At 71.5% G+C, this 19,719-nt stretch carries 5 protein-coding genes; 1 reads left to right on the top strand and 4 read right to left on the bottom strand.

Annotated elements, in window-relative coordinates:
- The 3 genes from ABZ624_RS25300 to ABZ624_RS25290 all read right to left on the bottom strand — a co-directional run.
- Window positions 1–583, bottom strand: a 583-nt coding sequence (locus ABZ624_RS25300) for an acyl carrier protein (RefSeq protein ID WP_360093180.1), incomplete at its 3' end; no start/stop codon positions are given.
- A gap of 35 nt (window positions 584–618) precedes the next feature.
- Entirely contained in the window at window positions 619–14,616 is a 13,998-nt protein-coding gene (locus tag ABZ624_RS25295; protein WP_360093177.1) for an SDR family NAD(P)-dependent oxidoreductase, read from the bottom strand.
- An 88-nt stretch (window positions 14,617–14,704) separates the two neighbouring features.
- Entirely contained in the window at window positions 14,705–16,408 is a 1,704-nt protein-coding gene (locus ABZ624_RS25290) for a fatty acyl-AMP ligase (protein WP_360093174.1), read from the bottom strand.
- Window positions 16,409–17,869: 1,461 nt separating this feature from the next.
- Between ABZ624_RS25290 and ABZ624_RS25285 the strand changes: the two genes are divergently transcribed.
- Window positions 17,870–18,406, top strand: a complete 537-nt coding sequence (locus ABZ624_RS25285) for a hypothetical protein (RefSeq protein ID WP_360093172.1) — start codon at window positions 17,870–17,872, stop codon at window positions 18,404–18,406.
- 79 nt (window positions 18,407–18,485) lie between these two features.
- On the opposite strand, the gene ABZ624_RS25280 is transcribed toward ABZ624_RS25285, so the two are convergent.
- Window positions 18,486–19,505 carry a LuxR C-terminal-related transcriptional regulator gene (locus ABZ624_RS25280; RefSeq protein WP_360093170.1) on the bottom strand — a complete coding sequence of 340 codons (1,020 nt, stop codon included), beginning with the start codon at window positions 19,503–19,505 and terminating at the stop codon, window positions 18,486–18,488.
- Window positions 19,506–19,719 lie beyond the last annotated feature (214 nt).

The raw sequence follows: 19,719 nt of genomic DNA, 5'->3' as shown, positions 1-19,719 counted from the left end.
GCACGTAGGCGCGGGGCGCGGGCATGGGCCGCTTGGCGTCATCGACTCCGGTGGCTGCGAGCCAGCGCTCGGCGAGACGCCGCGGCCGGGCGTCGGCGAACACGCCGTCGTCCCCGGTACTGGCACGTACGGCGCGGGGCGCGGGCATGGGCCGCTTGGCGTCATCGACTCCGGTGGCTGCGAGCCAGCGCTCGGCGAGACGCCGCGGCCGGGCGTCGGCGAACACGTCGTCCAGGGTGAGCTCCACCCCGAGCTCGCGGGCCAGCGACGCGACCAGCTCGACTGCCCCGACGGACGTTCCCCCCGCCTCGAAGAAGTCGGTCTCCGGCCCCACCGCTGCGTCCAGGTGGCGGCCGGCCAAGGTGGCGATGGCCGAGGCCAGTTCGTCCACGTCTTTCGGCCGTGCGTCGTCCGCAGCTGTGCGCGCCGGTGGTGGGGGCGTCGCCGGGGCCGCCGAGGGGAGTGCTCGTGCGAGCAGGTCCGCCACGCTGAGCGCGGATGTGCCCCGCTCGATGGCCTCGCCGATCAGCCGCTGACCGGGATCTGCTGCCCGGTCCGGCCTGTCCTCGTTGTTCTGCTGCACGGGGAGCCCTTCGCCGTGTGTGTCTGTGTTCGCCATCACTGCTGCCAGGACCGGAACGCCCGCAGGTGCTCCGGAGTCGTTACGAGTTCCAAGAGCCTGCTGTCCTGGTCGCCGCCGCCGAGCGCGGCCACCAGGCGCCGGGCCGGAATGTTGCGGGGTGTCTGCGAGGCCGTCAGGCGCACCTTGCCGCAGCCCAGGCCGTCCGCCCGGTCCGCCAGCCACTGCAGAAACCTCTCCTCAGCGCCGCGCCCCAGTACCCGGCAGCTGAGCATCCAGGCAAGGACGTCCAGCTGGTCGCCGTCCTGGCGGACCGCGACCAGCCCGATCTGGCCGTAGTCTCCGAACCGGTCGCGGGCCGCGGCGATCCACACCTCGCCCTGCTGCCGCCAGCGCTCCAGGTCGCCGCCGTCGCTCGACCGGGCATGCAGGGTGAACTGGTTGGTACGGCGGACGAGTTGTGCCGCACGCGGCACGTCGTCACCGGTCAGCGGCCGGATGTCGACCTCCAGTCCCAGCTGGTCGAGGAACTCCTGGAAGCCGGCCTGCCCACGCGCCGCCTCACGCTGCTGCTCCTGCTCGTAGAACGCGGCGCGCAGGGAGTCCTCGGCGGTCGCCGCCGCCGGGACGAGCGGCCACAGCCGGGACAGGAAGGACTCCAGTTCGTCGACGGCAGGGCAGGTCACCGAGAGCACCTCGGGCAGTGCCGAACGCACGGCGGCGATCTCGACCGGGTTGTCGTCGAGGAACAGGAAACTGTCGACGCCCAGGTTGAGCGTCCGCGCCGCCTGCGCCAACCGCTCGGACTTACGGCCCCACTCCGCGGAGATCACGCTGAAATGCTCAGCCCGCAGAACGCTCTCCGGGCGGTCGAGCACCGATCGCACCGTGGCCTCGTCGTTGTTGCTGACCAGCATCAGCAGGGTTCCGGCGTCCCGCCACTGGAGCAGTCGGCGGGCCAGCAGCGCGCGGGCACCCCCGAGGTCCACGCCGTCGGGGCCGTTCTCCCCGGCCACACCGCTCCACAGCGTCTCGTCTCCGTCCACGGCGATCACCTTCGGCGGTGTGCGGCGCACGGCCTCGACGATCTCGGCCAGCGTGAGCGCCACCGCCGCCTGGAACTGCGGCGTGAACGGCAGATGCGCCAGCTGGTCCGTCCTGTCGTCGAAGATCTCTGCGACCTCGTGGTGCCGTGTCCAGTCGTCGGGCATCAGGAGCGCGAAGCCAGGAAGCTCCGACAGCTCGGACGCCACGTCACGCTCCCAGCGCTCCAGCCGCTCGTCACGGTGTGCGGTGGGCAGGAAGCCGACGATCAACGGCCTCCTGCTCCGCTCGGACAAGGCCCGAAGAGCGGCGGGATACTGCGTGCGGAGCTCGGCGAGAAGGGCGTCGTCCACACGGCCGAACCGTTCCAGATCGGCCGCCCTGAGCAGCACCACGCCAAGCGCCGTCGACGGGTCGGCGAAGACCCCCGAGGGGTCCTGCAGGCTTGCCAGCACCTGGTGGTAGGGCGCTTCCGCGACCGAGACCGGCGCCGCCCCGCCGCCGCCCGCCCCGTCGCTCAGCGCCATCTGGCACAGCAGGGGCAGGTTGCCCAGCGCGAACGTCGCCGCGACGGCGACGGAGAGCTGAGCGGGTGTGGCGTCCGGGCGCTCGGGTGCCGAGCCCTCCACCGTGACTGCGGGTCGGGCCGGGGCGGTGGGATCCTCGGCGGCCTCGGCGAGCAGCCGCAGGAAGTCCTCCCCCAGCGCCTTGCTGGTGGCCTCGTCCATGATGTCGAGGCTGTAGTCGAGTCGCAGCCGTCCGGCGTCCGGCGTCATCGTCACCATCAGGTCGAGATCCGAATAGCCCGTGCCGGCCGGCAGGATCTCCAGATTCGTGAGCCGGACCGCCGAGGACCGCACGTAGTTGAAGTACACCTCGACCAGCGGCGCGTTCGGCCGGTACAGCCCCTGCGCGACGAGTGTCGACAGGGTGTCCGAGAACATGGCGCCCTTGGCCAGGACTCGCTCGAGGTGACGGTCGCTCCGGCGCAGCACATCCTGGACGGCCTCGTTGCCGGCGGCCTGTGCCGGGAACGGCACCGGCACACCGAAGAACCCCAGCGCACCGTCGGCGTCGGCATGGATCCGGGTGTCGACGGGGACGGCGAGGACGAACCGGTCGCGTTCCTGCCGCCGGGCGAGCAGCACGGTCAGCACGCCCAGGCAGAACGCCGCCGGCGTGATCGCGAGCCGGCTCGCCTGCTCCGACACCCGTGCCATCAGCCGGTCGGGCAGCGTCAGGGTCACGCTGCCGGCCCGGTACGAGCGGGTGGCAGGGCGCTCCTTCGCGAGGGTCAGGTCGAGTCGGGCGGCACCGTTGAAGGACTCGTGCCAGTCGTCCGTCGTGCCGTGCGAGCCGTTGGCCGGAGCCTGCTGGGTCTGGGCTTCGAGCAGCAGGTCGATGTCGCGGTTGGTCACGGCGTCCCCCAGCGTCGCTCCGGCGAGCTCAGCGTCGATCTCGGCCGTCACCAGGAGCAGCGACTGCAGATCGCTCACGCTGTGGTGGGCGCAGAAGAGCAGCGTCTGGCCCTCGTCCCCGCGGTCGAGCAGCTCGAAGCGCCACAGCGGCGCGGTAGTGAGGTCGAACGGCTGCTCCACCAGCGCCCGCAGCCTGGCGTCGACATCGAGTTCCGCGCCGTCGCCCAGCGCCGTCCAGCGCAACAGCAGCGACGCGGGCACGTGCTTGTGGACGCGCAGCTGCTGCTCGCGTCCGTCACCCGCGACGACCGCGGTGCGCAGGGCCGCGTGACGTGCGGCGAGCCGGGTCAGCACGCCGCTCAGGCGTTCCTGGGTGGTCTGCGCTCCGAGTCGGACGGCGACGCCGACGGCGTGGGCGGAGCCCGGTGTGCCCTGCTGTGCGCTCCGCACCAGACGGGCCACGTCACGGGGCGCGGCCCGCAGCTCGGTCTCGGGAACGTCGCCCGCCGGCTGCCGCTCGTGGTGAGCCGGGGCGGGCCTGGCCGGGCTGCCCTGTGCCGACAGCGCGGAGAGCAGCAGCTCTGCGAGGCCGCGGATGTCCGCGGCCGAGAAGGCGGCAGTCGTGGGCAGCTCGACGCCGAGATCACGGACGAAGGAGTTGCGCAGCCTCACCGTCATCAGGGAGTCGAGACCGAGCGCCTTGAGGGAGGCGGTGGGGGCCGCCTGCGGCAGGCCGCCCACCACCTCGCCGACCATCTCCCGCACATACCCCTCGAGCAGCTCCCGCTGCTCGCCGGCGGTCGCCGCGCCGAGCACCCGGGCCACCAGTTCGTCGGAGTTCGGCCCAGCGGCCGGCGAGGTGATCAGCCCCCGCAGCATCGGCCGCAACCGGGCCACGTCCGGATCGAGTGCCAACGCCTCCCAGTCGAGCCGGGCGGGAACCAGCTGACGACGTCGAGTCATGGACAGCGCGCTCTCGAACAGGTCGCCGCCCTCCTTGGGGGAGAAGGCGATGAGGCCCGACCGGCGAGTGGTCTCGGTCCGGGTCGCGGACTGGGTGACCAGACCGACGCCGGCCCAGGCGCCCCAGTCGAGACTGAGAGCGTGACGGCCCGCCAGGGCGAGATGGTGCGCCCAGGCGTCCTGGAAGGCGTTCGCCGCGGAGTAGGGACTCTGCCCTGCCGAGCCGAGGACACCCGCCACCGAAGAGAACAGGACGAGGCTTTCCGCCTCGGGCACCAGCTGGGTGAGCAGTACCGTGCCCAGCACCTTCGGGGCGAGCACCCGCAGCACCCGTTCGTCGGACAGGTTCGGCACGGTGGCATCGTCGACGACACCGGCGGCGTGCACGATGCCGGTGATCGGACCCAGGTCGCGGACGCGGTCCAGCGCCGCCGCGAGGCCCTGCGGATCAGCGACGTCGGCGCGAGCCAGCTGCACGGTGACGCCGCGCGCACGCAGTGCCTCGACCCAGCCTTCCGCTTCGGCATCGGGTGCGGAGCGGGTCACCAGGGCCAGGCGGCGTACGCCGCGGTGTACCAGGCGCTCGGCGGCGACGCGGCCGAGGCCGCCCAGTCCTCCGGTGATCAGGAACGTACCGTCAGCCGCCGGTTCACCGTGCTCGACGCCGTCCTGGCGGCTGCGCACGAGGCGCGGCACGAGGCGTCCGGACTCGCGCAGTGCGACGAGGTATTCGTCGTCTGCCTGCAGCAACTGCGTCAGCAGGGCGTCCACCCCACCGGAGGGCGGCAGATCTATCAGCGTGGTGGCCAACTGGGGGTACTCCTGGGCCAGGGCGAGACCGAACCCCCAGGCAAGCGCCTGCTCAGGCGCGGTCACCTCGCTCCCGTCGGCAGGCTGGGTGCCACGTACGACCAGGAAGAGACGCGGCGCCCGGCCACGCTGCCCCTCCGTGAGCACCCGGGCGAGATGAAGGGTGCTCAGACACCCCAGTGCCGCGGCCTCCTCCGCCGTCTCGACCGAGTCGACCCCAGGGGCGTCCAGCGCGAACAGGTGGACCACCTGCTCGGGGCCGCCGGCGGGGAAGGCCTCGTCGAGCAGCCGGGCCAGGTGCTGGGGGTTCCGCGGATCGATCCGGAATCGACCGGGAGCCTCGGCGGCGAACGTGTCGCCCTTCACCGCCACCACATGGGGCAGCGGGCCGAGCAGAGCGCTCAACTGAGCGCCCACCCCGCCGTCGTCGGCGAGGATCAACCAGGGACCCCGGGCAGGCTGCGCCTGCGCGGTGGGCCTCGGCTGCCATTCCACTTCGTACAGGGAAGCGTCGAGCGGAGACAGCGCGGACAACTCGAACTCCTCGATTCGCAGCACCTCCTGCTCCTGCTCGTCGAGCAGCAGCAGGTCGAGCGTGACGACGTCCCGGTCCACGGCACGCAGTCGGCAGGCCACCCAGGTGGGTGCGGTGCGCGGCTTCGAGAACCGCAGACGCCCCACCCCGGTGGGTACCAGTGCGCGGCCCTCGGGCGCTCCCACCGGCAGCGCGGCCGTGTGGAAGGCCGAGTCGAGCACCGCGGGATGCAGCAGGTACCCGCTGCGCGGCGACGCGGCCAGCCTGCCCAGGGCGGTGGTTTCGGCTTGCCAGCCCTGCTCCAGACGGCGGAAGGACGGACCGTAGTCGATTCCCAGCGCGGTGAGCGCGGCGTAGACACCGGGCAGGTCGGCTTCGGCGGGGCACTGCGCGCGCAGCGCTTCGAGGGACCCGCCCCACGAGTCGCCGGGCCGGGTGCGGGTGCCGGCGCCCTCCTCGGCAGCGGCGCCCAGGACGACACGTCCGGATACGTGACGTATCCACCCGGACCGCGCCTCGCTCGGCACCGTGGAGGCGATGGTGAAGTCCCGGGCGGCGTCGTGTTCCGGTTGCAGGACCAGCTGCAGCCGGACCCCCGCCCCGGTCGGCAGCTTCAGTGGTGCCTCGAACCTGACGTCGGCCAGCCGCACCTCCTCGCCGTCCTGGAGACCGGAGGCCGCCTCGAGCGCCATCTCCAGGAAGGCGGCCCCGGGCAGCCACACCTCACCGGCTACACGGTGATCGAGCAGGTAGCCGAACTGACTGTGCTGCGTGTCGAGATCGGTCTGGAAGATGTGCCGGTCGGGCGCGTCACTCGCCTCGATCCGCGTGTCGACGAGCGGCGTGCGGCCCGCACCGGAGGACGGGGCCGGGGCAGCCGTCAGCCAGTGGCGCTCCCGCTCGAACGCGTAGGTGGGGAGTTCGGCGAGGGCACCGGTGGGGTACCGGGCCGACCAGTCGGGCTCATGTCCCACGCTGTACAGCTCACCGAGGTGACGCAGCAGACCGTCCCGGCCGCCGGCGTCGCGACGCAGCGAACCCACGCTCACCGCGGCGACCCCCATCTCCTGCGCGACCGACTCGACGGCCGCGCCGAGCGTCGGATGCGGGCTCACTTCCACGAAGTACCGGTAACCGTCCTCCAGCATGCGGCGTACGGTGTCGGCGAACCGCACCGGTCGACTCAGATTGGCGTACCAGTACTCCGCGTCGAGCCCGTCACCGGCGGTGGGCTCCGCGAGCACCGTCGAGTAGAACGGGATCGAGGTGTGCCTGCCTCGCACGTCCGACAGTTCACCGAGCAGCTCCGCACGCAGCGGAGCCATGAGCGGACTGTGCGACGCGAACGCGGTCGTCAGTCGCCGGACGGGGACCCCCTCCTCGGCGAGCTTGCCCTGAAGGTCGGTCAGAGCATCGATGTCGCCGGACACCGCGGTGGACCGCGCGCTGTTCACGGCTCCGACGAACAGCCGGCCCCGGTAGGCGGTGAGACGCTCCTCGACCTCGGACAGCGGCAGTTCCACGGAGAGCAGGCCGCCTCTGCCGGCCAGCGGCACGACGGCACGAGCACGCCGGGTCACCACGGCCGCGGCGTCGTCGGCACTCAGCGCGCCGGCCGCGTATGCGGCTGCGATCTCGCCCAGGCTGTGGCCGACCACCGCGTCCGCAGAGACGCCGAGGGACTGCCAGGCCGCGGCCAGAGCCGCGTTGAAGGCGAACAGGACCGGCTGCAGGATGTCGGTGCGATCGAGATCGGGGGCCTGCGCCGCTCCGCGCAGGACCTCCAGCACCGACCAGCCGGCGTGCCGGCGGATCGAATCGTCCAGGGCCGACAGCGCCTCCCGGAACGCCGTCGACTCGGTCAGCAGCTCGCTGCCCATGCCGGGCCACTGACCGCCGTGTCCGGAGAAGACGAACGCCACCTTGCCCACCGGTGTCTCCCGTGCGGGTGACCGTACGACGTCCGGATGGACCCGGCCCTGCGCCACCGCGTCGAGGCCGGCCAGGAGACTGTCCCGGTCGCCCGCCAGCACCGCCGCGCGGCGCTCGAAGTGGCTGCGGCGGTGGGCCAGCGTGTAGCCGATGTCACGCAGGGCCGGCCCGCTGGAACCGAGTGCGCCCAGGTGAGCGGCGAGACCGGCGGCCTGACCGCGCAGGGCGGCGTCGTCGCGCGCCGACAGCACGAACAGCTGCCGCGGTGCGGTGCCCTCGTCCGTTCCGGCGGACGGGTCGGACTGGTCGGCCGCCGTCTCCTGCCGGGCTTCCTCGACGATCACGTGCGCGTTCGTGCCGCTGATCCCGAAGGCGCTGACGCCGGCCCGCCGCAGTCGCGGGCCCGACGGCCAGGCCACAGCCTCCTGGAGCAGCTGCAGTTCACCGCTGTCCCAGTCGACATGGCGGCTGGGTCGCTCGGCGTGCAACGTGCGCGGAAGACTCCCGTGCCGCAGCGCCAGCACGACCTTGATCAGGCCCGCGACGCCCGAAGCCGCTTGCAGATGGCCCAGGTTGGACTTGAGGGAGCCCAGGAACAGCGGGCGTCCCGTGGGGCGGGAAGCGCCGAACACCGACATGAGGGCGTTGGCCTCGATCGGGTCGCCGAGTGTCGTGCCGGTTCCGTGCGCCTCGATGTAGTCGATGTCCGCGGGCGTCAGCCCGGACAGATCCAGGGCCTTTCGAATGACCTGTTCCTGGGCCGGGCCGTTCGGTGCCGCGAGGCCCTGACTGCGCCCGTCCTGGTTGACCGCGGTGCCACGCAGCACCGCGAGCACCTGGTCGCCGTCCCGGCGCGCGTCCGTCAGCCGCTTGAGCACGACCATGCCGGCTCCCTCGGCCCAGACGGCTCCGTCCGCGTCGTCGGAGAACGACCGGCACCGGCTCGTGGGGGACAGTCCTCGCAGGCGGCTGAACTCGACGAAGGTCTGGGGAGTCACCATCAGCGTCACACCGCCGGCCAACGCCAGGTCGCACTCGCCCGAGCGCAGCGCCTGCGCGGCCAGGTGCACCGCCACCAGTGAGGAGGAACAGGCGGTGTCCACGGTCAGGGCGGGGCCATGGAGCCCGAGGGTGTAGGCAAGCCGGCCGGAGGCGACGCTGAGGGCGGACCCGGTGCTGACGTAGCCGTCCAGCTGGTCGAGACGGGAGCCCGCCAGGTAGTCGCTGCCGAACATGCCGACGTACACGCCCGTCGTGCTTCCGGCGAGCCGGGCCGGCACGATCCCGGCGCGCTCCAGCGCCTCCCACGTGGTCTCCAGCAGCAGGCGCTGCTGCGGGTCCATCGCCGCGGCCTCGCGCGCGGTGATCCCGAAGAAGGCGGCATCGAAGGTCTCGATGTCCGGCAGGAACCCGCCCTCCCGGGCGTAGGTCTTGCCTTCGGCCTCCGGATCGGGGTCGTAGAGGGACTCGACGTTCCAGCGCTGCGCGGGGAACGGGCCGACGACGTCACGCCCGCCTTCGAGCACCTGCCACAGCGCCCCGGGATCGTCGGCACCGCCCGGCAGCCGGCAGGCCATGGAGACCACGGCGATGGGCTCGTCGGAGGTGGACTCCCGCCGCGTGAGGCTTGCCGCCCGCCTGCTCTCCCGGGCGTCGGACCTGAGCACGGTGCCCACCAGGTGGTCCGCGAGCCGGATCGGCGTCGGATGGTCGAACAACAAGGTGGCGGAGAGCCGGGTTCCGACCCGGGCGCCGATCCGGTTGCGCAGCTCGACGGCCATCAGCGAGTCCATCCCCCGCTCACGCAGGGGCTGGTCCTTGCGCAGCTCGTCGGGAGAGCGGAGCCCCAGCACGCGTGCCGCTTCCGCACGCACCACGGCGAGCACCCGCTCAGTCTGCTCGGCCTTCGGGAGCCTGGCGAGCCGAGCCGCGAATCCGTCATCCCGTCGCACGGGCCTGTCGGGAGGCAGCAAGGACCGCCACAGCGCGGTCGCACCGCCCTCGCGAGCCAGCGATTCGCGCAGCCCTCGTTGGTCCAGAGCCCACGCGACCAGGTGCGGCGCCCCGCGCAGCAGTGAGAGTTCGACGAGCCCGCACGCCTGAGCCGGCGTCAGGGCGCCGTGGCCGAGCCGTGCCATCCGCTCGAGATCGGCGTGGTCGGCCGCCAGGCCGGTGCCGGCCCACGCGCCGAACGAGACCGAGACCCCTGGCAGGCCGAGCGCCCGCCGGTGGTGGGCAAGTTGGTCGAGGAAGACGTTGGCGGCCGCGTAGTTGCCCTGCCCAGGGCTGCCCACGATCCCCGCCGCCGACGACACCAGGAGGAAGAGCTCCAGTGGATCACCCGTCGTGAGGTGGTGCAGGTTGATCGCTCCCGCCACCTTGGGGCGCAGCACCCGGGCGAACCGCTGCGGTGTCTGTTCCACGAGTACGCCGTCGTCCAGCACGCCGGCGCAGTGCACGACACCGCGCAGCGGACGGGCCCGGCCGATCACCCGGGCGAGCTCCTCGGCGTCCGCCACGTCGCATGCCGCCACCTCGACCTCGGCACCGAGCGCGGACAGCTCCGCGGTCACCTCGGCGCTGCGCGGGTCCTCGGGGCCCCGCCGTGAGGTCAGCACCAGCCGCGCAACCCCGCGCGAGGCGAGCCACCGTGCGATGTGGACGCCGACCCCGCCGAGACCACCGGTGACCAGCACGGTGCCGTCGGTCGGCACCGCGCCGTCGGACAGCGGCAGCTCCGCTGCCGGGTCCGTCAGCCGCTCGTGCCGCGCCGCCGGTGTTGCCCGGTCATCCGCGCTCCGGCTGCGCATCAGCCGCGGGGCGAACAACACCTCTGCGCGCACCGCGAGTTCGGGTTCGTCCGAGCCGGCCACGAGCCGGCTCAGCACGGGCCACGGAGTACGCGCTGCCTCGGGGCCGTCGAGGTCGATCAGACGAAGTCCGAGCTCCGGGTGTTCCGAGCGCGCGGTGCGGGCCAGGCCCCACAGCACCGACTGGGCAAACCCCGAAGCAGGTGCTGTCGCGTCGGTCGTGACCGCGCCGCAGGTCACCCAGAGGACGCGGGAAGGCAGCTGCTCCGGCGGCAGGGCGAGGAGCGACTGGAGGTCGGCGAGCCCGGCGCTGGTGAGCTCCTGCGCGTACTCGGCCGTGTCGGTGTCCGCTCCGGGCAGGGGCCAGAAGCGGACGAGGGTCTCGCCGGCGGCATCGGCCGCTGCGTCGGCCGTGCGGATCCCCGCCGCTTCGAGGCCCTGCCGAGCCGCGACGGCGTACGGGTGTGAACTGTCCCCGGCCACGGTCCACTTGTCGTCCCGCGGCTGCGCCCCGGCGGTTTCGGGGACCACCGCGCTCCAGACCACCTCGTAGAGGCAATCGTCCGCGCGGGAGGAGCCCCGCAGATCGGACGGCTTCACCGCGCGCAGGCGCACATCCGTCAGGCAGCCCACAGGGAAGCCGTCGGAGTCCCACAGCCGCACGTCCAGGACGACCTCGTCCGCGGAGCCGGCTGTCCGCCGGACGGATGCGATCACGTCCCCGGAAGCCCCGGGCAGCAGCACGTACTGTCCGACCGAGAACGGCAGCAGCACTCGGCCCTGCTCCTCGAAGGCCGCCGCCACGTGCAACGCGGCGTCCAGCAAGGCCGGATGGACCGGATATGCCTCCACGTCATCGCGCTGGGGCGACGGGAGCGAAAGACGGGCCAGCAGCTCGTCGTCCCCCGTGCGTACGGCCGACGCGACGCCCTGGAACGCGGGACCGTAGCCGAGGCCGCCCTCAGCCAGGCGCGTGTAGGTCTGCGGCTCCCAGCACGGCTGCGCACCGTCCGGCCAGCTCGGCGGTGCGCCCGCGTCCGTCACGGCCGGCTCACTCGCCGTCGCGGCGGCGTTCTGCACCCAGCCCGCGAGCTCCTGCCCACGGGGCCGGCTGTACACCGCGACCTCAAGCGGATCCTGCGGGCCCGCGGCGACGACCTCCACGGAAACCTCCACCGTGCCGGAGCGCGGCAGCACCAGCGGGGCGAGGAGCAGCACGTCGGTGAGGTGGGCCGGCTCCTCGGGGCGGGCCGTCTCCAGCGCGGCACGACACAGTTCCACCAGCGTCGTGCCCGAGACGACCACCTCGCCGAACACCGTGTGGTCGACCAGCCAGTCCGCTGTACCCGGGGACCACTCGTTGCGGAAAGTCCAGCGGGTGGCGTCGACCGACCGGAGCTCGACTCCGAGCAGGGGGTGCGCGGAACGGGGCAGGAAGCCGGAGGAGCCCGAGGCCGAATCGGGGTCGGTCCAGTAGCGCTGCGGTTCCCACGCATAGGTCGGCAGCCGCGCCGGCTCCCCGTCCGTTGCCGGTGCGATGCGCCGCCAGTCGATCACCCGGCCGCGGGCGTGCAGTTCGGCCGCGGCCCGGTCAAGACAGGCCACCGCGTCGTCGTCGCGCCGCAGGGAACCGACCACTGCCAGCTCATGGCCGGCGTCCTCGCCGATGGTCTGCACCGAGGTGACCAGCGACGGGTGGGGGCTCAGTTCGACGAAGTACCGGTAGCCATCGGCCACCATGCGTTCCACGGTCGACGCGAACCGGACGGGCGCGCGCAGGTTGCGGTACCAGTAGTCGGCCTCCAGCTCGTGCCGGACCGGCTCTTCAGTGACGGTCGAGTACCACGTGACCGACGCCGGGTAGGTGACGATGCCGTCGAGGTCCGCCAGGAGCGCCTCGCGCACCGGCTCGACCTGCGCGCTGTGGGATGCGTAGTCCACCTCGAGGGCCCGGGTGAACACCTGCTCCTTTTCCAGCTCGGCCAGCAGGGCGGCCAAGGCTTCCGAGTCCCCGGCCACCACGGTGGCCCGGCCGCTGTTCACCGCAGCGATCGACACCCGCCCGTCCTGGTCCCGCAGCCGGGTCTCGACCTTGCTGCTGGGCAGGCCCACGACGGCCATGCCGCCGGCTCCGACAACGCCCGCCAGTACACGGCTGCGCAAGGCGACCACGGCTGCCGCGTCGCTGAGGCTGAGCGCCCCGGCAACGCAGGCCGCGGCGACCTCGCCCTGGCTGTGTCCCACCACGGCGTCCGGCCGCACACCGTTCGCGCGCCATACCGCAGCCAGGGCCACCATGACGGCGAACAACACCGGCTGGACGACGTCGACCCGCTCCAGGGACGGCGCGTCGGCATCCCCTCGCAGTACGGCCGCCACAGACCACCTGGTGTGCTCGCTCAGGGCAGCGTCGCAGCGGTCGAGTTCGTCCGCGAACAGCGGGGAGCGGGCCAGCAGGTCACGGGCCATGCCCGCCCACTGCGCGCCCTGGCCGGGGAAGACGAAGGCCAGCTTGCCCAGTGGCGACACCCGGTGCGGTCCGACCACGAGCTCCGTGGCGGGCTCCCCGGCCGCCAGGCCGCGCAGACCGCTCACGAGCTCGTCGCGATGACGCGCCGCGATGACGGCCCGGTGCTCGAAGTGCGTCCGGTGGTGGGCAAGCGTCGCAGCGATGGCGGGCAGGGGAAGTCGCGGGTCCGCCGTGACGGCGTCGAGGAGGCGACGGGCTTGTGCGTGCAGCGCCGGCGCGGTGCGGGCGGACAGCGGGAACAGCACGAGCTGTGACCCTTCGCCGCCCTGCCGGCGGAACGGCTGTGCCGCTGCCGGCCCGGCCTCGGACGCCACGGGGACGTCGGGCGCCTCCTCAAGGATCACGTGCGCGTTGGTGCCGCTGATCCCGAACGCGCTCACGCCGGCGCGTCGCACCCGGTGGCCGCGGGGCCAGGCTCGCGGCCGGCTCAGCACCTGCATGCCGGCGCCGGCCCAGTCGACCCGCTCCGTCGGGTTGTCGGCGTGCAAGGATGCCGGCAGCAGCTCGTGCTGGAGTGCCAGTACGGTCTTGATGACGCCGCCGATACCGGCCGCGGCCTGCATGTGGCCGACGTTCGACTTGAGAGATCCGACGCCGAGGGGATGTTCGGCCGGTCGGCCCGGGCCGAAGACGCTGCTGAGGGCGTCGCCCTCGATCGGGTCGCCCAGCAACGTGCCCGTGCCGTGCGCCTCCACGTAGTCCACGTCGTGCGGAGCGAGACCGGCGGCGTCCAGGGCGGCTCGGATGACGCGCTGCTGCGCCAAGCCGTTGGGGGCGCTCAACCCTTGGCTCCGGCCGTCCTGGTTGATGGCCGTGGCCTTGATGACCGCGAGGACCCGATCGCCGTCCCGGTGCGCGTCTCTCAGCCGCTTGAGCATCACCAGCCCGCAGCCCTCGGCCCACACCACGCCGTCCGCGTCGCTGGAGAACGGCTTGCACTGCCCGGAGGGCGACAGCCCGCGCAGCCTGCTGAACTCGACGTGGCCGCGCGGGGTGACCATCAGTGTCACGCCGCCGGCCAGGGCGACATCGCACTCTCGGCTCGCCAGCGCCCGCGCGGCCAGATGCAGCGCCACCAGGGAGGAGGAGCAGGCGGTGTCCACCGTCACGGCCGGACCCTGCAGGCCGAGTGTGTAGGCGATCCGTCCGGAAGCGACGCTGGTGGCCGAGCCCATGCCGACGTGCCCGTCCAGCTGCTCCAGGCCAGCCGAGGCCAGATAGCCGCTCTGGTACAGGCCGATGTACACACCGGTGGAGCTGCCGTTCAACGTCCCGGGGAGCATGCCGGCGTTCTCGATCGTCTCCCAGGAAGTCTCCAGCAGGAGGCGCTGCTGGGGGTCCATCGCGGCCGCCTCGCGGGGCGAGATGCCGAAGAACGAGGCGTCGAAGCGGTCGATGTCCGAAAGGAAGCCGCCTCGCAGCGAGTACGCCTTTCCGGAGACCTCGGGGTCCGGGTCGTACAGCGACTGGGCGTCCCAGCGGCCGGCCGGGACATCGCTGATCACTTCCTCGCCGGCCGCCAGGAGCCGCCACAGCCGGTCGGGGGTGTCCGCGCCGCCGGGGAAGCGGCAGGCCGCCGAGATGATGGCGATCTCGTCCGCCGCCTCGGCGGCCGCCGGCACCCGGGGCGAAGCCGACGTGGCCGACCCCGTGGACGGGTGATCCGGGCCCTTGCCGGCCACCGCCTCGGCGACCCCGGCGATGCTGGGGTGGTTGTAGAACAGAGAAGGTTCGAGGTCTCGTCCGATCCGCATGGACAACCGGCCCACCAGTGCCACCAACTCACGTGACCCCAGGCCGAATTCGGCAATCGGGCGGTCGACTGAGATCTCGGTGGGAGCAACGCCGATACGGTCGGCGACAGCTTCGGTCAGCCAGTCCCGGACCGTCTCGGGTGTGTTGTCGATGGACGCGCCGCTCGCGTTCTCGGGAGCCGGCGAGAACGTCGTCTCGGCTGTGTCCACGGGCGGCTCGGGCGACTTGTTCTCAAGCATGATGGCAACCGTTCTCGCGGGCTCGTTCAGGGGTCTGCGGCGCGATCCGTCGTGCGGCGATCGACCTGGACAGTCGGCGGTGGAGCGGCTACTCGGCGGGGCGGGCCGCCGGCTCGAGTACGGCGAGCGTGCCGTCGAGGTAGGCGGTCCGGGAGGCCTGGCGCTGGATCTTCCCACTGGACGTCTTGGGGATGGATCCGGGCTTGATCAACACCACGTCCCGCAACGACAGGTCGTGGGCCTCGCTGATGGTGCTGCGGATGACCGCCGAGATCTCGCCGGCCTCGGGCGCGGCGTCCGGTGACGCTTCCGCGACGATGACGGGCCGTTCACCCAGCGAGCCGTCCTCGACCGAGAAGGCGGCGGTGCAGCCCGGACGGACGGCCGGGTGGGACATCTCCGCGGTCAGCTCCAGGTCCTGGGGGTAGTGGTTGCGTCCGTCGATCACCAACAGGTCTTTCACGCGGCCGGTGACGAACAACTCGCCGTCCCTCATGAATCCCAGGTCGCCGGTCCGCAGGAATCCGCTCCTGCCGTCGGGCAGCGATGCCTGGAAGACCTCGCGGGTCTTCAGCGTGTTGCGCCAGTAGCCGCGCGCGACACTCGCGCCGGAAACCCAGATCTCCCCGCCCTCACCCTCGGGGCACTCCTCCTGCCGGTCGGGGTCGGCGATCACCACCGTCATGCCCGGGCGGCCGCAGCTGACCACCTCGGCGGCGTCTCCGGGCCTGCCCGACACCGTCGGCGCCTCGTCCACGGAACCCCCGCTCACCATGAGCGTCGCCTCGGCAAGCCCGTAGCACGGGTAGAAGGCCTCATGCCGGAACCCGGCACGCGCGAACGTGTCGGAGAACCGCCGCAGCGTCGCGGCGCGGACCGGTTCGGCACCGTTGAATGCCACGCGCCATGTGCTCAGGTCGAGGCGGTCGAGTAGCTCAGGGGTGGCGTCCCGAAGACACAGCTCGTACGCGAAGTTGGGCCCGCCGCTGGTGTGCGGCCGGTACCGGGAAATGGCATCCAGCCAGCGCTCGGGCCGCTGCAGGAAGTGCAGCGGCGAGAACAGCGTGGAGGTGGCGCCGAGATGGATCGTGTTGAGTACCGGGGCGATCAGCCCCATGTCGTGGTAGACGGGGAGCCAGCTGACATAGAGCTCTCCGCCGTGCGCCGCGATAGCGTCCGGCGTGTGCCCCATGCGTTCCGTCATGACCCGTTGGTTGTCGAGCAGGTTCCCGTGGGTCACCACCACGCCGCGCGGCGCCGAGGTCGAACCCGAGGTGTACTGGAGGAAGGCGACCGAATCCGGTGTGATGTCGGGTTCGCGCCAGTCCCCCGCGACCTCGTCGTGGAACTCCTCGGTGGCCACGCAGGTGATGTCGGCGAGTCCGGTGAGGGCGTCCAGGGCAGGGCGCAGGGCGTCGAGGATCTGGCGAGTACCGAGAATCACCTCGACGTTCGCGTCGGCGATCAACCGCTGCATACGGTTCAAGGCGCGATGGTTCTGCGAGCGCCCTTGCGGCGGCACGCCCGGAACGGCTATGACGCCCGCCGCCAGGCAGCCCATGTAGCCGCATACGAAGTCCAGGCCCGGCGGATACAGGAGCAGCGCCCGGGAGCCGGCCAGTCCGCGCTGCTGAAGCCATGAGGCGATGGCCTTGGCGCGCCCGTCGAGCTGACCGTACGTCAGCGTCTCCACGGGGCCGTCACATTCACCGGTGGTCAAGTACCGGTAGGCGATCCGGTCGGGCTCGTCCGATGCCCGAGAGGTCAGCGCTTCCACCAATGACCGAACCATGAGCAAGACCCACCTAGTCTGGCGATTTGGGGACGGACTGCTGGGCATACCGCGGCGAGGCCCCAGGAGGCCGTTCGGCTGCGCAGTACTCGGCGCTCGGCACGCCCACACTATTGACCCAACCATCGCATTCTTTGTGGCCCGTAGGGCTATTGACGGACCGCCAGGAAGCTGCATGGCACGAAGTCCCCCCGGGCTCGCGCCGACCCGGCCGGCGGGACAGGCACCGACTTCCAGGAGCACGTCCGGGACGGCACGTTCACGCAGGGAGCCGCCCGGCCGCGGGCCCGCCCCCCGCACGCGATGGCCACCTGCGCACGCTGGTCACCGGCACCCTGAAGGCGGGACCGCGTCCCCGGCATCGCCGCCGCGCTCCGACCCGGCGCACGCGTCCCACGACGCCCGTCGGCTCTCCTCGGCCTCACGTGACAGCCAAGCCGCACGTGACCGCGAAACGGGCGACCGTCTCAATCATCGCGAACACCACAGAGGACTTGCCGCATTCCGGACCGTCGGAAGGCTGCATGCCACCCCACACTCCCGGCAAACACCCGAAGACCACGGGGGACAAAGTGCCGTGCAGGTTGATGACGTTCCCCGGGCCCTGTTCTCCCCATGGCCGGCTGCGCCAGGCTGGACGCGCACAGAGCCCTGAGACACAGTCATGTTCAAGATCGGCAGCCTCCATGACTCGCGTGATCGCGCCCCTGCTTGGATCGTTGCACGCCCTTGGCGGCGTCACGGTGCCGAGCTCCACGGCACCGGCGGGAGCGGCGATCACGAGCCCGACCGCAGGGGACGCCGCCTCCCCGTCTCGACCGGATGGGACTGACCAACGCCGCCGAGCGGTCGATCACCCGCTACGAGCAATGACGGGAACAGAGATCATTGGCCCAGCAGTCAGTTCCGGTCACCGTGTTGAACAGCGCCGTCGTCCTGGGCCCCGTTGCTGAAACCTGGACCGGCCACCAAGAACTCGTGCGCCGCTCTCGCATGTGGCAACGCGTCCTGCGGGAGCGCAAGGGCGGGCAGGAACAAGTGCCCGCGGTCTCGGTACGCAGGGCCCTCAGGTCCGGCCTGCGGGGTCGGCCTGGCATCGCGGCGATCGTGCAGCGGGCAAGTGGCCGGACCACCTACCTGAGCGTGACGGGATCAGGCCGCCCACGGTGGACCGGCATCAGATCCCTGGCTGATCTCACGTGCCTCGGCGCGACAGCAGCAGCACCCGACGAGCCGGTGGATGTGTCAGGGCTCCTGCGGCCGTGGTCCGGTCTGCTGGCGCCTGGCAGCGCATCTCGCCTCTCACCCACCGGCCCCTACGAGACCAGGCTTCTGGTGTGCCCGTTGTCCGGAGAGTGCGAGAGCCGCGGCTGGGGACGCACCGAAGCCGACTCGGCTCTCTCGGCCGTTCTCGGCGGACTGAGGATGCTGGCTGCCGAGGCCTGTCCGTCCGGTGGGCCGGTGCGCGCGAACACGGTCGGTGCCGCGGGCCCGTCAGAGCTCCACTGGCTGCTGGACGGCGCCCTGAGCCTTCTGGCCGGCGTCTCGATGGTGACGCGGAGGCAGGCGGTCCCTCCGCCTCTCGCCTGGTCGGATGCCACTCGTGGGTTCGCCTCGCCGGCCTGCGAGTGGCATCTCGTGTTCCGCTGCGTCACGCAGCTCCCCGGCAGTTGGTGCACAGCCCAGCTGGTCCACCAGGAATCGGGCGTCCACGCGCCCGCGGAGTGGGGATGCTGCGTCGAGGACGCCGCTCGGCGCGCTGTGGCCGCCGCTCGGACCACCGGGTTCGGCTCGCCGGCCGAGGGGTCGCCGGAACAGTACGTGCCGTCCGCGAGCTGCCTGCTGGCCGAGCTCGACCCGGCCTCGCTGATGCAACTGGCCTCCAGCATCCTTCAATTCCTCCGTCCGGCCAGGCTCAGGGTCCTGGGCATCCGGGTCCAGGCCGATGCCCTGCTGGGCCGCCCGCAGATCGCGTGGGGACCGGTGTGGTTCGGCTGACGAATCACACCGGTCCGCGCCCGGCATCACTGCCGTCCGCCTCCGCGCCGCCACGGTCCGCAACGGAATCCGGAGGCGGTCACCGCCGAGAAAGACTCAGTGACGCCTCCGCAACGCTGACCGCCGCGTCGTCGAGCAGTCCCGCCCGCGTCGCGAGCACCCCGGCCTGGAACCGACTGGACGCTTCCAGTTCCTCCATGACCTCAGCGATGTGTCGCCGACAGGTCCGCACCGAGATACTCAAACGGTGTGCTATCAGCTCATCCTTCGCACCTTCCGCGAGGTACCTGACGATGGCCCGCTTCATCTCGCTGCGGGCCGCGCCGTAACCGATCCCCGACGACGAACGGTCCTCGAAGGGGACAGCGGTGGACCACGCCTGCTCCAGACCCCGGTACAGGTAATCGACCGTCGAGGGCTCCCGGACGGCGACGGCACCGTCGGACCCCATGCGGTCCGGGATGAACGCGACCTCGCGGTCGAAGATGACGATACGGTCCGGTATCTCCTCGCAGGTGCGGATCTCGCAGCCCTCCGACGCGAGCCGGGTCAGCAGGTCACGCATCATCGAGCTGACCCGAACGGGATGCTGATAGAGCGTACGCATCCGCACGCCGCGGCGGAGCAGTTCGAGGTCCTGCGGGAGCGACCGCTCTATCGCACGCTCAGAGAATATACCGGGATGCGCACTGAAGACCTCAACGGAACACGCTCGTGCTTCCTTCGCCAGAACCGACCGAACACTTTTGACATCGCTGATGACATCAATGGCCTCCCGTCGATTTCTCGCCTGCCGGCTTTGGAAATAGAGTGCATTCAGGGACAGTAACTGAGACTTCAGACCCCCGACCTGCTGCTCACGTTTCTTGATGTCCACCTCGATCGGATTGACGACTTCCGCAATCGCCGACTCGGGGCTGACAGGAAGAAGAACATCGGGCTCGGACAGCGAGCTTCGCAGCAGGCTCAGCTCGACCAGTTCCTGCAGTGCATCGCTGACATCCGCAACGGATCCCCCGATCCCGGGTGCCCCCTCAAGCGCCTCCGCGCGGGATATGCCACCGCGCCTCAAAGACCATTCGTAAAGCTTCACCGCCACCGGCGAAACTATCGAGTACCGCCCTTTGTCCGAATCGTTCACTCACAAGCCCCCGTTAACGTCCAGGCTGCCCTGACCGGCCTTCGGCCGACGCGCCATCAGGCTATAGCGTACTCAAGGTGTCAAGTCAATTTGCCAACGCTCGCCGCAGCCCGCCGCTTGTCGGCAATCAGGAAATGCGTCACTCTGCAATCCAATGATCGATTCACTCGGG

It is taken from the genome of Streptomyces sp. NPDC007205, from assembly GCF_040634095.1.
GTDB lineage: Bacteria > Actinomycetota > Actinomycetes > Streptomycetales > Streptomycetaceae > Streptomyces.
Note: the sequence above shows the minus strand (reverse complement) of the source record. Positions and strands in the feature narration are given on the sequence as shown.

Excerpts from the sequence above, each read along its gene's own strand:
- ABZ624_RS25295 (WP_360093177.1), bottom strand. The coding sequence starts at position 14,616 with ATGCTTGAGAACAAGTCGCCCGAGCCGCCCGTGGACACAGCCGAGACG.
- ABZ624_RS25290 (WP_360093174.1), bottom strand. The coding sequence starts at position 16,408 with ATGGTTCGGTCATTGGTGGAAGCGCTGACCTCTCGGGCATCGGACGAG.